Origin of the sequence: Enterobacter sp. HNDS-6, from assembly GCF_039850505.1 — a bacterium.
GTDB lineage: Bacteria > Pseudomonadota > Gammaproteobacteria > Enterobacterales > Enterobacteriaceae > Enterobacter > Enterobacter kobei.
The window spans coordinates 1,343,972-1,357,923 of the sequence record NZ_CP156673.1 but is presented as its reverse complement, the minus strand read 5'-3'; the positions used below and the strand labels follow the sequence as shown (position 1 = coordinate 1,357,923).

Here is a 13,952-nt window from a genome sequence, read left to right as displayed (position 1 = left end):
CTCTTTGCTTTTACAGGAAGTGACAGAATTTACCGACAACGCCCAGCGCCACGGTGATACCAATCAGGCGCAGCGGGCTCCAGCCACGACGCACCAGCCAGAACATGGTCAGGGTATAGACCAGCGGCAGAAATGCGGGCATCAGCTTGTCGATGACGTCGGCTTGCAGTTTGACAACCGCATCCCCGGCTTTGATTTCAAGCGTGGTATTCAGGCGCACATAGGTTGCTACCAGCGCGCCGATCACCGTCATCCCGACGATAGACGCAGCGTGGCCGACCTTTTTGGTGTTGGCTTTAATCAACGGGATCGCGGCAACGCCCATCCGGTAGGCGTAGTGCGCCAGACCAAAGCGCAGGCCGAGGTGCACCACGTTAAACAGCACGATAAAGACCACCGCACCCAGAATCGAACCCTGTAGTGCCAGGCTGGCACCAATACCGCCGCAGATGGGCAGCAGCGTGAGCCAGAACATGGCATCGCCAATGCCGCCGAGCGGCGCGCCCACGGCAATTTTGGTGCTCTGGATGCTGTTCACATCCTGCTTGGAGCGCTCCATCGCCAGAATGATGCCGATAACAAAGGTGACCAGGAACGGATGGGTATTAAAGAACCCCATGTGGCCTTTCATCGCCCGCGCCAGGTCCCGCTTGTTGGTGTGGATCTTTTTCAGCGCAGGCAGTAATCCATACAGCCAGCCGGAGGCCTGCATACGCTCGTAGTTAAACGAGGCCTGTAATAGCATGGAGCGCCATGCGACACGGTTAATGTCCTTTTTCGTCAGTTCGGCACCGATGCTCTGGTCTTCATAGATGTTTTCGTTTACGCCGGTGAGCAGGGTCTCTTCACTTTCAGACACGCCTGGCAGAGTGGTTTGATTAGATGCCATCTTCGAATTCCTCTTTCTGGGCCGCAGGAGCCGTCGGTTCAGGTGATTTACGCATCAGGTCGATCAGCGCCATCGCCAGCGCAGCAGCCGCAATCGCCAGCACCGGAAGTTTCAGCCAGGCCGCAGCGACAAAACCGATAATGAAGTAAGGGATGTAGACGTTTTTCATCATGATCTTCAGCAGCACGGCGAAGCCGATGGCTGGCATGATGCCGCCTGCAACACCGAGACCGTCTATCAGACGTTCCGGCAGGACATCAATGGCGGTTTTCGCGTGCTCCGCACCGAAGTAAATTGGCAGAAAAGCGCAGAGAAAGTAGAAGATACCCAGCGCCAGCAGGGCAAGATAGTTAACCCGTTCAATACCGTGCGTGTCCGCATTAGCCGCCATGCGATCGCAACGGGACATGACGCCGGACATCACGGAGAAGAGGAAGGTAATGCCCATTTGTACCGCAACAGCAAACGGTACAGCGACCCCAACGGCGACATCCGGTTTCACGCCTGTGGTAATGGCAAACGTGGTGCCGACAATGGTGCCGATAATCACGTTTGGCGGTTGCGCACCAGCCAGCGGCGCCAGACCCATCCAGACCAGCTCTAACGTGCCGCCGGTCAGAATGCCGGTATGCAGATCACCCAGAATCAGACCAACCAGTGGCCCCAGTACCACCGGGCGGTGCATGTGTGTTAACCCGTTAAACATATCCAGGCCCGCGATAAAGGCGAGAAGCCCCAGCGCGAAAGCCTGCAAAAGACTGATTTCCATTGTGAATCCCTCATAGCAGTTTAAAGAGATCCAAAGCAGCCTCTGTTGGAACGCCCTGAACGATGCATTCCACCCCGGCCGCTTTCAGGCCGTTGAACGCAGTGATATCGTTCGCGTCGACAGATACCGTTTTGGCAATTTGCCGTTTGCCACTGGCGTAATGCATGTTTCCGACGTTAATACGGGTGATGGGCACGCCGCCCTCTACCAGCGTTAAAAAATCGGCGGGTGATTTACAGACCAGCAGAATCTTCTGGCGGTCAGCGGCGCGGTGAATGTTGTCGATAACTTTTTGCAGAGACCAGAAGCGCACGGCGATCCCTTCCGCAAGTACCATTTCCATCAGGTTCTGTTGAACCGGATCGTCTGCAACCTCGTCATTTGCCACCAGAACCAGGTTCGCCCCCGCAAACCCTACCCACTGAACGCCCACCTGTCCGTGGATCAGGCGTTCATCAATGCGGCATAAGACAATGTTTGGCATAGTGTTTTCCTCTTTTTTAATTATGCGTGTTGAGTCGGTACGCCTTCGCAGGCGGCATGGTACTGCTGGAGTATGTCCTGAATGTGGTCAATGATGAGTTCCCGCGGTGTCGACTTGAGAGCGCCCTCGCGAACTTTGCCGTATTGCAACGGCAAATACTGACTGATGAGCGGCAGCGGGATGGGTTCGTCATCCAGGTTGCGGACCAGTCGTTCAAAGGCATCGTCAATCTCGCTGTCTGGCCAGTAATAGCGCACGCGGTCGGAGTAGCTGTAGCCCCGTGCCAGCCGCCGTGCGTTGCCGTCACCGTGATAATGGCTTTGCCAGTACTCGGGGCGATCGAGCATCACGTTTTCCAGTACGTGACGCAGGCCAGAGCTGGCTTTGGCTGGCAGCAGCTCCTCTTCAATGGCGGCCAGTGAGAACAGCGCTTCACGCAGGGCAAAGGTCAGGGCCGGGCCGACTTTTAAGATTGCAAAGTGATCTTTCACCAGCTGGCGCAACGCCTGTGATGTCTGGTAGTCAGTGGAGTGCGCTTCAAATACCAGCGTGTCATAGGTTTCAACCATTTCACTCAGGGCGATGGCTTTTTGCGGTTGATAATCGCAGACGTGGGCGTGGTCGAACTCCACGCCAGGCTGAACCACCAGGCCGATAATGCGTGGCCAGATGTCGTTCAACCCCACTTTCTCAAATGCATGGCGATGCGCTTCAAGCGTGGCGCGCGCCGCCTCAGGCGTGGTGACTTCAAGTTCACTCAGCGTTTCATGTGCACCACCGGGAACCGGCACCTCCGTGCCAATAACGTAGACCAGATCGGCTACACCAAATTTCGCCCGGCAGGTGTCTTCGGCAATTTTGGCCAGACGCGCGGCGCGCTCAGCGACGATGGCATCGGTTAAGGGAACCGGATCGTCCTCGCAGGACATACTGCAGTCCAGATGGATCTTCTTAAACCCCGCAGTGACGTAGCTTCTGATCAGATCGTCGGCGTTCGCCATCGCCTGTAAAGCCGGCAGGTTTTGCCACCGGTTTGGGCCCAGGTGATCGCCGCCGAGGATCAATTGTGACGTCGGAAAACCAAGGAACTCCGCCAGCCTGCTAACGAAACCGTGAAAATCGGCGGGCGTCATGCCGGTGTAGCCGCCAAACTGATCCACCTGGTTTGAGGTCGCTTCGATCAGCAGTGGCGTGCAGCGTAACTGGGCGTAACGAATGGCCGCTTCAAGTACCAGTGGATGTGCTGAACAGACGGCATAAATTCCGTTTGCCTTCCCCCGTTTATGTTGTTCCACCATTTCTGTCAGATGTTTCACTTTCCTCTCCATTTCGGATGGTGTTGGTAGTCATCTTTCGTTTTGTTTCATTTAATCCTGCATTATGGTGATGTAAAAATAAAACGAAAGATAATGGTTTTCCGATCTGTTTCACAAAAGAAACATAATGAAAGGTTTCAGCGTTGGGCTTGTTTGCGTATGTCCCCCAGACAGCGCTTGCATTCCACAAAAAGAAAGGCGTTAATAGGCAAAACGAAATGAAACGAAAGTGTATTGATTAAGGACTTCATATGAACAGCTCCGATTCATCCGCAGAAAAGCGCGTCACCGGTACCAGTGAAAGGCGAGAGCAGATCATTCAGCGGTTGCGGGCGCAGGGAAGCGTGCAGGTTAACGATCTTTCTCATTTATATGGCGTATCGACAGTGACGATCCGTAACGATCTGGCATTCCTGGAAAGGCAGGGCATCGCTGTTCGCGCTTACGGCGGGGCGCTAATTTGTGAAGGCAATGTGCCCGGCATCGAGCCCTCCGTTGAGGATAAAAGTTCGCTCAATACGGCGGTCAAGCGCAGCATCGCTCAGGCCGCCGCCGCGCTGGTGAAGCCGGGCCATCGCATTATTCTCGACTCTGGCACCACGACCTTTGAAATTGCCAGAATGCTGCGCCAGCACACGGATGTCATTGCCATGACCAATGGAATGAATGTGGCGAATGCGTTGCTGGAAGCGGAAGGGGTGGAACTGCTGATGACCGGCGGCCACTTGCGTCGTCAGTCGCAGTCTTTCTATGGCGACCAGGCGGAACAGTCCTTACAGAATTATCACTTTGATTTGCTGTTCCTGGGCGTTGATGCCATCGATCTGGATCGTGGCGTGAGCACGCATAACGAGGATGAAGCGCGTCTGAATCGCAAAATGTGCGAGGTGGCAGAGCGCATTATCGTTGTGACTGATTCCAGCAAGTTCAACCGCTCAAGCCTGCATAAAATCATTGATACGCAAAGGATTGATATGATTATTGTCGATGAAGGCATTCCGGCGGAAAGTCTGGATGGATTGTGTAAAAGCGGGATTGATGTAGTGCTGGTTTCCCCCTCACCCTAACCCACCGGGAGAGGGGACCGTTCGCTGCTTTTTTTGCCCTCTCCCCCGTAGGGAGAGGGCTCGGTGGGAAGTCATCACGTCACTGGTGCCGGGTTAAACACCGCCAGCTGGTTATGTAATCCCCATTGGTCCGAGAACGTTTTCTTCCGCCCGCTTGCCACGTCCAGAATGAAGTGGAATAGCTTCCAGCCCACGTCCTCAATGCTCTCTTCTCCGGTGGCGATGGTTCCCGCGTTGATATCCATTAAGTCGTACCAGCGGTTTGCCAGCTCGGTGCGCGTCGCCATTTTGATCACCGGGACTGCCATCAGGCCATACGGCGTGCCGCGTCCTGTGGTAAAGACCTGCACCGTAATGCCGGATGCCACCTGCTGGGTGCCGCAAACAAAATCGCTGGCAGGCGTTGCCGCGTAGATCAGGCCGCGTTTGGTCGGCCGCTGTCCCGGAGAGAGGACTTCCACAATCGCGCTTTGGCCGGATTTAGCAATCGAACCCAGGGCTTTTTCCACGACGTTCGCCAGGCCCCCTTTTTTGTTTCCCGGAGACGGATTCGCGCTACGGTCGGTTTTACCCATGTCGAGATAGTTATCGTACCAGGCCATCTCCTCAAGCAGGCGCTTGCCCACTTCTTCATTGACGGCGCGCGGCGTCAGTAAATGGATGGCATCACGGACTTCGGTCACTTCAGAGAACATCACCGTCGCACCGCAACGAACAAGCAGGTCGGACGCAAAGCCCACCGCCGGGTTGGCCGTCACGCCAGAGAACGCATCGCTGCCGCCGCACTGGGTTCCCACCACCAGGTCAGACACGGGGCAGGTTTCGCGCTGGCGTCGGTTGAGCTTATCGAGATGACGCTCGGCAACCTGCAGAATATCGTCGACCATAGACCGGAACCCAATGTGGCGTTCGTCCTGCAGGCGTACAATGCTGGCCTCGTCTGCCGGAATGGCTTTGACGTCTTCGGTACCCTGGAGCAGACGCTCAGGCTGGAGTTTTTCGCACCCCAGACCAATCACCATCACCTCGCCGCCAAAATTCGGGTTGAGGGCAATATTATGAATGGTACGGATCGGCACGACCGCCGCTGGCGCGTTGATCGCTACGCCACAGCCATAGAGATGGTTCAGGCCAACCACGCCATCGACGTTCGGGTATTTCGGCAGTAGATCGCGTTCGATGATTTTCACCACGTAATCCACCACGCCCGCCACGCAGTGTACGCTGGTGGTAAGACCGAGAAGATTTTTGGTGCCGACGCTGCCGTCCGGATTGCGATAGCCTTCAAAGGTATAGCCTTCCAGTGGGGGAAGCGGTTCCGGTACGCGGGTGGCAAGTGGCAGGGTGTTCAGCGGTGGCGCTTTTGGCAGCTCAACCAGCGACTCCTCAATCCAGCTTCCCTGCGGAATTGCGCGAACGGCATAGCCGATGACTTCACCGTAACGCACGATCTCCCCATGGGCAGGAATATCGACCAGTGCGACCTTATGCCCCTGGGGAATATGTTCAATTAACTTCAGTCCGTCCGGGAAGCGTGTTCCCGCTTTTAAGCCATTGTCATTGACAATAATCGCCACGTTATCCGTATCGTGAACTTTTATATAAAACGCCGTCGGCGATGCCTCTCTAATTTCAATATCGGCCATTATTCACATTTCTCCGGCAAAGTGTCAGATAGTAAATTTAACCCGTTGGATAATCGTTTTATTCTCGAGGAAATAAAGGATGTCAGCAGAAGACAGTTAAAAATGTGATCGCGATCGCGTCAGGCTAACTAATCCCTGATTCTGTGCATTAGCGCCCACAGCGTTGGGCATATGCTCAAAATGGCGTTGAAATGAGGCGCAATACTTGAGCATAAAAACAATGTGCTGTTGTGAAGTGACGATTATACTGAAGGACGATTTTATATTGCCAACATTCAGTCAGAGAAATAAATATAAAAATAATATGTTTCGCAATAAATAATCCCGGCTCAAACTGCGGAATTAAAAAGGTATAAGTGATGAATAACAATATCTTCCCGAATACGTTTAAAACGGCCCTCGCGGCGCACCAGATCCAGATTGGCTGTTGGTCTGCGCTGGCAAACCCAATAAGTACTGAAGTGCTGGGCCTTGCTGGTTTTGACTGGCTGGTGCTCGACGGCGAACATGCGCCAAATGATATCAGCACCTTTATTCCGCAACTGATGGCCCTGAAAGGCAGCGCCAGCGCCCCGGTGGTGCGAGTGCCAACCAATGACCCGGTGATCGTCAAACGTTTGCTGGATATCGGGTTCTACAATTTCCTCATCCCGTTTGTGGAAACCCAGGAACAAGCGGCGCTGGCCGTGGCATCAACGCGCTACCCGCCGGAAGGGATCCGCGGCGTCTCCGTCTCACACCGCGCCAACATGTTCGGCACCGTGCCGGACTACTTCGCGCAGTCCAATAGCAACATCACTGTTCTGGTGCAGATTGAGAGCCAGCAGGGGGTTGATAATCTCGACGCTATTGCAGCCACAAACGGTGTGGACGGTATCTTTGTCGGCCCAAGCGATCTGGCTGCCGCCTTTGGCCACCTGGGCAATGCCAGCCACCCTGACGTGCAGCGTGCGATCCAGCACATATTTGCTCGCGCCAAAGCACACGGTAAACCGAGCGGCATACTGGCGCCGGTTGAAGCCGACGCCCGCCGTTATCTGGAGTGGGGAGCCACCTTTGTTGCCGTCGGCAGCGATCTCGGGGTGTTCCGCTCAGCAACGCAGAAATTAGCGGACGCTTTTAAAAAATAACCATCATTGAGGAAACAGTTATGACGCTGAAAGTGGGTTTTATTGGCCTGGGGATCATGGGTAAACCAATGAGTAAGAACCTCATCAAAGCGGGTTACTCACTGGTGGTCTCCGATCATAATCCGCAATCTGTGGCCGAGGTGATGGCGGCTGGCGCAGAAACCGCCTCCACCACCAAAGCGATTGCTGAGCAGTGCGATGTCATCATTACCATGCTGCCAAACTCCCCGCATGTTAAAGAGGTCGCGCTGGGGGAGAACGGCATCATTGAGGGCGCAAAGCCTGGCCTGGTGCTGATTGATATGAGCTCTATCGCACCGCTTGCAAGTCGTGAAATCAGCGAGGCGCTAAAAGCGAAGGGCGTGGATATGCTGGACGCGCCGGTCAGCGGCGGTGAGCCGAAAGCGATCGACGGCACGCTGTCGGTGATGGTCGGCGGGGATAAAGCTATTTTCGATAAATACTATGACCTGATGAAAGCGATGGCAGGCTCCGTGGTGCATACGGGTGAAATTGGCGCGGGCAACGTGACCAAGCTGGCGAACCAGGTCATTGTGGCGCTGAACATCGCCGCGATGTCTGAAGCGCTGACGCTGGCAACCAAAGCGGGCGTTAACCCGGACCTGGTCTATCAGGCGATTCGCGGTGGTCTGGCGGGAAGTACCGTGCTGGATGCCAAAGCGCCGATGGTGATGGACCGTAACTTCAAGCCGGGATTCCGTATCGACCTGCACATTAAAGATCTGGCGAACGCGCTCGATACGTCCCACGGCGTAGGCGCACAGCTGCCGCTGACCGCGGCGGTGATGGAGATGATGCAGGCGTTGCGTGCAGATGGTCTGGGCACGGCCGATCACAGCGCGATTGCGTGCTACTACGAAAAACTGGCAAAGGTAGAAGTCGCGCGTTAATTACGTCTTGCCTGCACCTGAAGGTGACAGCGGCGCGCAAACCCTCTATACTGCGCGCCGAAGCTGACCAGACAGTCGCCGCTTCGTCGTCGTCCCTTTCGGGGGAGACGGGCGGAGGGGAGGAAAGTCCGGGCTCCATAGGGCAGGGTGCCAGGTAACGCCTGGGGGGGAAACCCACGACCAGTGCAACAGAGAGCAAACCGCCGATGGCCCGCGCAAGCGGGATCAGGTAAGGGTGAAAGGGTGCGGTAAGAGCGCACCGCGCGGCTGGTAACAGTCCGTGGCACGGTAAACTCCACCCGGAGCAAGGCCAAATAGGGGTTCACATGGTACGGCCCGTACTGAACCCGGGTAGGCTGCTTGAGCCAGTGAGCGATTGCTGGCCTAGATGAATGACTGTCCACGACAGAACCCGGCTTATCGGTCAGCTTCAACTTCTTAAAAAACCCCGCTTCGGCGGGGTTTTTGCTTTCAGGAGGTTGTAGGTCGGTTAAGTGCTGCGCCACCCGACAACCCCACAAACGACATCAATTCTCATATTTGCGACATTAAGCACATTTCACTGTTTTTATCTCTTCAATGGCCTCAGGCAATCTACAGGCGATCGTTATCACAAAATTTCGCGCTGAAAAGGGGTTAATCCACGGTGTTGTTAATTTGTTGTGATTGTTGTCTTAATGAATCAATATGTTTTCATGTTTGATGTCTATATTTTGCATTTGAAAACATTCATCCCGCGAATGTGTGACGTATTCCTCTTTTTATCGAAAGCCAGCCTAAAAGCATCTGTAAAAATTGATAAATTGAAAGAATGTTTCAACTGAATAACGGTTATTTATTGGTCTTTAATTGCCTGAAAGATCGTCTTTATTGATTTTATTAACGCAAGAAAATTTATCCAGGTTATCGCCATAAAATAAATTTATTACTGTTGGTTTTGTTGATCGATATCAGCGTAACGGTGTGATCTGACAAGCTTATCTGATTGATGGTAAAGGTTTTTTATGTTTTTTGTTGTTCCGGTGAATAATGCGGGAAGGCAAATTGTGAGTAACAGCACATACCCCCTGAAACAATATTGGGTAGAATCCGCTGCGTCATAGGGAAATAAGCGCAGAATATTATGAACACTATTATTCTACCGAAAACACAGCACCTCGTGGTATTTCAGGAAGTCATTAAAAGTGGCTCCATAGGTTCTGCTGCAAGACAACTGGGCCTGACGCAACCCGCCGTCAGCAAAATCATCAGCGATATCGAATCCTACTTCGGCGTGGAAGTCATGGTGCGTAAAAACACGGGCGTAAAACTGACTGCCGCAGGCCAGGTGCTGCTCTCCTACTCAGAGTCGATCACCCGCGAAATGAAAAACATGGTGAGCGAGATCAACAGCCTGAGTTTCAGCACCGTGATGGACGTTTCCTTTGGCTACCCATCACTGATTGGTTTCACCTTCCTGTCCGAAATGATCAAAAAATTCAAGGAAGTGTTCCCGAAAGCGCGCGTATCTATGTATGAAGCCCAGCTCTCCTCTTTCCTGCCAGCCATTCGCGATGGTCGGCTGGATTTCGCCATCGGCACGCTGAGTGATGAGATGCTGCTGCAGGATCTGCACGTCGAGCCCTTGTTTGAGTCAGAATTTGTGCTGGTCGCCAGTAAATCACGAACGTGCACCGGCCCGACGACACTGGCATCGCTCACGCATGAGCAGTGGGTGATGCCGCAAACCGATATGGGCTACTACAAAGAACTTCTGACCACTCTGCAAGACAACCACATCAGTATTGAAAACATCGTCCAGACCGATTCCGTGGTCACCATTTATAACCTTGTCCTGAATGCCGATTATCTGACGGTGATTCCACGCGACATGATTGCTCCGTTCGGCTCGGATCAATTTATTGTTCTGCCGGTAGAGGATGAATTACCCGTGGCGCGTTATGCCGCCGTGTGGTCGAAAAATTACAGAATTAAAAAATCCGCGTCAGTATTGGTTGAACTGGCAAAACAATATGCCTCACTCACCGGTGAAAGACGACGATGAAATATTGATCTCCTTAGAAGCAATAAACATTTTATAAAAAACACCCAGAGATAATTTTATGCTCTGATACCCTGACTTTGCCTGAAAAGAATGAATTATTATAACGAGGATATTATGCACATTACCTACGACCTTCCGGTAACGATTGAAGATATTCAGGACGCCAGAAAACGCCTGGCGGGTAAAATCTATAAAACCGGCATGCCGCGTTCGAATTATCTCAGCGAGCGCTGTAAGGGTGAAATATTCCTGAAGTTTGAGAATATGCAGCGTACCGGCTCGTTTAAAATTCGCGGTGCGTTTAATAAATTAAGCTCGCTGACCGATGCTGAAAAGCGTAAGGGCGTCGTCGCCTGCTCGGCGGGAAACCACGCGCAGGGTGTGTCGCTCTCGTGTGCAATGCTCGGCATTGACGGCAAAGTGGTGATGCCGATGGGCGCGCCAAAGTCTAAAGTAGCCGCGACGCGTGACTACTCGGCGGAAGTGGTGCTGCACGGCGAGAACTTCAACGACACCATCGCGAAAGTGAGTGAAATCGTCGAGATGGAAGGGCGCATTTTTATCCCGCCGTATGACGATCCGAAAGTGATCGCCGGACAGGGCACCATTGGCCTGGAAATTCTCGAAGATTTGTATGATGTGGATAACGTGATTGTTCCCATCGGCGGTGGCGGATTAATTGCCGGGATTGCAACGGCCATTAAATCCATTAACCCGACCATTAATATTATTGGCGTACAGTCTGAAAATGTTCATGGGATGGCGGCATCATACCAGGCCGGAGAAATCACCAACCATCGCGTCACCGGTACATTAGCTGACGGTTGCGACGTATCTCGTCCGGGTAAATTAACCTTCGAAATCGTCCGCGAACTGGTTGATGACATTGTGCTGGTGAGCGAAGACGATATTCGCAACAGCATGATTGCGCTTATTCAGCGAAATAAAGTGGTGACGGAAGGTGCTGGCGCGCTGGCCTGCGCGGCATTATTAAGCGGCAAACTTGACCACTATATTCAGGGCCGAAAAACCGTCTGCATTATTTCCGGCGGCAATATCGATCTCTCCCGTGTTTCCCAAATTACCGGCTTTGTTGACGCATAAAGGTGACCTATGAGCAACACAGAAAGCATTATCGTTGGCCAGACAAAAACGTCCTCCTGGCGTAAGTCTGATACCACCTGGACGCTGGGCCTGTTCGGAACCGCCATTGGCGCAGGCGTGCTGTTCTTCCCTATTCGCGCAGGCTTTGGCGGGTTGATCCCCATCCTGCTGATGCTGGTCCTCGCGTTCCCGATTGCATTTTACTGTCACCGCGCGCTGGCGCGTCTGTGCCTGTCCGGCAGTAATGTCTCCGGCAACATTACCGAAACGGTGGAAGAGCACTTCGGCAAGACCGGCGGGGTGGTCATCACCTTCCTCTACTTCTTTGCCATTTGCCCACTGCTGTGGATTTACGGCGTGACCATTACCAACACCTTTATGACGTTCTGGGAAAACCAGCTCCAGCTGCCTGCGCTGAACCGTGGTGTAGTGGCGCTGTTCCTGCTGCTGCTGATGGCCTTTGTGATCTGGTTTGGTAAAGATCTGATGGTGAAGGTGATGAGCTTCCTGGTGTTCCCGTTCATCGCCAGCCTGGTGCTGATTTCCCTGTCGCTGATCCCATACTGGAACTCGGCGGTGATCGACCAGGTCAACCTGAGCGATATTTCCTTTACCGGTCATGACGGCATTCTGGTCACGGTGTGGCTGGGGATCTCCATCATGGTCTTCTCCTTCAACTTCTCGCCCATCGTCTCCTCATTTGTGGTCTCCAAGCGTGAAGAGTACGAGCCCGAGTTCGGTAAAGCGTTTACCGAGCAGAAATGTTCCAAAATCATCGGTCGCGCCAGCATGCTGATGGTCGCCGTGGTGATGTTCTTCGCCTTTAGCTGCCTGTTTACGCTCTCTCCGCAGAACATGGCGGATGCCAAAGCGCAGAACATTCCGGTGCTCTCTTATCTGGCGAACCACTTTGCCTCCATGTCGGGAACCAAATCGACATTTGCCACGGTGCTGGAATACGGTGCGTCCATCATCGCGCTGGTCGCTATCTTTAAATCCTTCTTTGGGCACTATCTGGGCACGCTGGAAGGGCTGAACGGCCTGATCCTCAAGTTCGGTTATAAGGGGGATAAGAAGAAGGTTTCCGTTGGCAAGCTGAACACCATCAGCATGGTCTTCATCATGGGCTCCACCTGGGTTGTGGCCTATGCCAACCCGAACATTCTCGACCTTATCGAAGCCATGGGCGCACCGATCATCGCCTCTCTGCTGTGCCTGCTGCCGATGTACGCCATCCGCAAAGCGCCAGCCATGGCGAAATATAAGGGCAAACCCGAGAACATCTTCGTCACGGTTGTGGGCCTGCTGACCATTCTGAATATTGTTTACAAACTGTTCTAACCCATAGCTCAGGAAGAGCGGAGTCATATGATGATTGAGTTTCCGGTAGTACTGGTTATTAACTGCGGTTCGTCCTCTGTTAAGTTTTCGGTGCTCGACGCCAGCAGCTGTGAGGCCCTGATGACGGGCATTGCGGACGGTATCAACACCGAAAAGGCCTTTATTTCCGTGAACGGGGGTGAGCCAGTCAAACTGGCTCACCAGGACTACGAAGGGGCGCTGGCAGCCATCGCCCTGGAGCTGGAGAAGCGCAACCTGATGAGCAGCGTGGCCTTAATTGGCCACCGTATTGCGCACGGCGGCGACCTCTTCAGCGAGTCGACCCTGATTACGAAAGAGGTGATTGAGCAGATCCGTCAGGTTTCCCCGCTGGCACCGCTGCATAACTACGCCAACTTAAGCGGCGTGGAAGCCGCAGAGCGGTTGTTCCCGGGCGTGCAGCAGGTGGCGGTATTCGATACCAGCTTCCATCAGACGCTGCCGCCTCAGGCGTATCTGTACGGCTTGCCGTACCGCTATTTTGAAGCGCTGGGCGTACGGCGTTACGGTTTTCACGGCACTTCCCATCGTTACGTGGCCGGACAGGCGCATACGCTTCTCGGGCTGTCCCCCGACGACAGCGGGCTGGTGATTGCTCATCTTGGTAACGGGGCCTCCATCTGCGCGGTGCGCAACGGTGAGAGCGTCGATACCTCCATGGGCATGACGCCGCTGGAAGGGCTGGTGATGGGCACGCGCTGTGGCGACGTGGATTTTGGCGCGATGGCGTGGATTGCCCGGCAAACCGGCCAGTCATTTGATGATCTGGAGCGCGTGGTTAACAAAGAGTCCGGGTTGCTGGGGATATCCGGCATCTCCTCCGATTTACGCGCGCTGGAGAAAGCCTGGCACGAAGGCAATCAACGGGCGCAGCTGGCGATCCACACCTTTGTCCACCGGATTGCGCGGCATATCGCCGGTCACGCGGCATCGCTGCATCGTCTGGATGGCGTGATCTTTACCGGTGGTATTGGCGAAAACTCGAAACTGATCCGCGCGCTGGTGGCGGAGCATCTGAAGGTCTTCGGCATTCTCCTCGACGAGGCTAAAAATGCCCTGCCGGGCAGCGCGGGCGAGCGCGTCATCAGCACCGATTCCTCCCGCGTAGTCTGCGCGGTTGTCCCTACCAATGAAGAAAAAATGATCGCGCTGGACGCCCTCCGTCTTGGGAAGGTCACTCCGGCTGCGGCTTACGCCTGATATAGCGAGAAA

12 protein-coding genes and 1 other RNA gene are annotated in these 13,952 nt (G+C 54.0%); 8 read left to right on the top strand and 5 right to left on the bottom strand.

Annotated elements, in window-relative coordinates; translation table 11 throughout:
• Positions 1-10: 10 nt before the first annotated feature.
• From agaE to kbaZ, 4 genes are read right to left on the bottom strand one after another with little or no spacing between them, the layout of a single operon-like run.
• Positions 11-889 (bottom strand): PTS N-acetylgalactosamine transporter subunit IID, encoded by an 879-nt coding sequence (gene agaE / locus ABFI50_RS06280; RefSeq protein WP_045268597.1) that lies wholly within the window; start codon positions 887-889, stop codon positions 11-13.
• Positions 879-1,658, bottom strand: coding sequence for a PTS N-acetylgalactosamine transporter subunit IIC (agaW, locus tag ABFI50_RS06275; protein ID WP_045134783.1), 780 nt, complete (start codon positions 1,656-1,658; stop codon positions 879-881). Before agaW ends, agaE begins: the two co-directional genes overlap by 11 nt.
• A 10-nt stretch (positions 1,659-1,668) precedes the next feature.
• Positions 1,669-2,142 (bottom strand): PTS N-acetylgalactosamine transporter subunit IIB, encoded by a 474-nt coding sequence (gene agaV / locus ABFI50_RS06270; RefSeq protein ID WP_023331375.1) that lies wholly within the window; start codon positions 2,140-2,142, stop codon positions 1,669-1,671.
• Between the two features lie 20 nt (positions 2,143-2,162).
• Positions 2,163-3,458 (bottom strand): tagatose-bisphosphate aldolase subunit KbaZ, encoded by a 1,296-nt coding sequence (kbaZ, locus tag ABFI50_RS06265; protein WP_180253762.1) that lies wholly within the window; start codon positions 3,456-3,458, stop codon positions 2,163-2,165.
• Positions 3,459-3,709: 251 nt separating this feature from the next.
• On the opposite strand from kbaZ, the gene ABFI50_RS06260 reads away from it, so the two are divergent.
• A complete protein-coding gene (locus ABFI50_RS06260) occupies positions 3,710-4,525 on the top strand; it encodes a DeoR family transcriptional regulator (protein ID WP_045268595.1) in 816 nt (271 codons plus the stop codon).
• A 74-nt stretch (positions 4,526-4,599) separates the two neighbouring features.
• On the opposite strand, the gene garD is transcribed toward ABFI50_RS06260, so the two are convergent.
• Positions 4,600-6,171 carry a galactarate dehydratase gene (gene garD, locus ABFI50_RS06255; protein ID WP_347485630.1) on the bottom strand — a complete coding sequence of 524 codons (1,572 nt, stop codon included), beginning with the start codon at positions 6,169-6,171 and terminating at the stop codon, positions 4,600-4,602.
• Between the two features lie 359 nt (positions 6,172-6,530).
• Here garD and garL point away from each other — a divergent pair, with 359 nt between their 5' ends.
• The 7 genes from garL (at position 6,531) to tdcD (ending at position 13,940) form a co-directional block, all read left to right on the top strand.
• Positions 6,531-7,301 carry a 2-dehydro-3-deoxyglucarate aldolase gene (garL, locus tag ABFI50_RS06250; RefSeq protein WP_014885347.1) on the top strand — a complete coding sequence of 257 codons (771 nt, stop codon included), beginning with the start codon at positions 6,531-6,533 and terminating at the stop codon, positions 7,299-7,301.
• 20 nt (positions 7,302-7,321) lie between these two features.
• Positions 7,322-8,212 carry a 2-hydroxy-3-oxopropionate reductase gene (garR, locus tag ABFI50_RS06245; protein ID WP_347485627.1) on the top strand — a complete coding sequence of 297 codons (891 nt, stop codon included), beginning with the start codon at positions 7,322-7,324 and terminating at the stop codon, positions 8,210-8,212.
• A gap of 59 nt (positions 8,213-8,271) precedes the next feature.
• An RNA gene (gene rnpB / locus ABFI50_RS06240) (RNase P RNA component class A) lies at positions 8,272-8,648 on the top strand.
• Between the two features lie 687 nt (positions 8,649-9,335).
• Complete coding sequence (tdcA, locus tag ABFI50_RS06235) at positions 9,336-10,256, top strand: transcriptional regulator TdcA (protein WP_014885345.1); 921 nt, start codon at positions 9,336-9,338, stop codon at positions 10,254-10,256.
• Positions 10,257-10,370: 114 nt separating this feature from the next.
• The gene (gene tdcB, locus ABFI50_RS06230) at positions 10,371-11,360 is read left to right on the top strand and encodes a bifunctional threonine ammonia-lyase/L-serine ammonia-lyase TdcB (protein WP_096217841.1); all 990 of its coding nucleotides are present in this window, start codon (positions 10,371-10,373) and stop codon (positions 11,358-11,360) included.
• A 9-nt stretch (positions 11,361-11,369) separates the two neighbouring features.
• Positions 11,370-12,701: a threonine/serine transporter TdcC gene (gene tdcC, locus ABFI50_RS06225; protein WP_014885343.1), complete on the top strand. Its 1,332-nt coding sequence runs from the start codon at positions 11,370-11,372 to the stop codon at positions 12,699-12,701.
• Positions 12,702-12,731: 30 nt separating this feature from the next.
• Positions 12,732-13,940 (top strand): propionate kinase, encoded by a 1,209-nt coding sequence (tdcD, locus tag ABFI50_RS06220; protein WP_045281450.1) that lies wholly within the window; start codon positions 12,732-12,734, stop codon positions 13,938-13,940.
• Positions 13,941-13,952: the final 12 nt, after the last annotated feature.

What these genes read in the sequence shown, in the direction of transcription:
- agaE (WP_045268597.1), bottom strand. Translation starts at nt 889, where the DNA reads ATGGCATCTAATCAAACCACTCTGCCAGGCGTGTCTGAAAGTGAAGAG.
- tdcA (WP_014885345.1), top strand. Translation starts at nt 9,336, where the DNA reads ATGAACACTATTATTCTACCGAAAACACAGCACCTCGTGGTATTTCAG.
- garD (WP_347485630.1), bottom strand. Translation starts at nt 6,171, where the DNA reads ATGGCCGATATTGAAATTAGAGAGGCATCGCCGACGGCGTTTTATATA.
- tdcD (WP_045281450.1), top strand. Translation starts at nt 12,732, where the DNA reads ATGATTGAGTTTCCGGTAGTACTGGTTATTAACTGCGGTTCGTCCTCT.
- tdcB (WP_096217841.1), top strand. Translation starts at nt 10,371, where the DNA reads ATGCACATTACCTACGACCTTCCGGTAACGATTGAAGATATTCAGGAC.
- tdcC (WP_014885343.1), top strand. Translation starts at nt 11,370, where the DNA reads ATGAGCAACACAGAAAGCATTATCGTTGGCCAGACAAAAACGTCCTCC.
- garR (WP_347485627.1), top strand. Translation starts at nt 7,322, where the DNA reads ATGACGCTGAAAGTGGGTTTTATTGGCCTGGGGATCATGGGTAAACCA.
- agaV (WP_023331375.1), bottom strand. Translation starts at nt 2,142, where the DNA reads ATGCCAAACATTGTCTTATGCCGCATTGATGAACGCCTGATCCACGGA.
- garL (WP_014885347.1), top strand. Translation starts at nt 6,531, where the DNA reads ATGAATAACAATATCTTCCCGAATACGTTTAAAACGGCCCTCGCGGCG.
- ABFI50_RS06260 (WP_045268595.1), top strand. Translation starts at nt 3,710, where the DNA reads ATGAACAGCTCCGATTCATCCGCAGAAAAGCGCGTCACCGGTACCAGT.
- agaW (WP_045134783.1), bottom strand. Translation starts at nt 1,658, where the DNA reads ATGGAAATCAGTCTTTTGCAGGCTTTCGCGCTGGGGCTTCTCGCCTTT.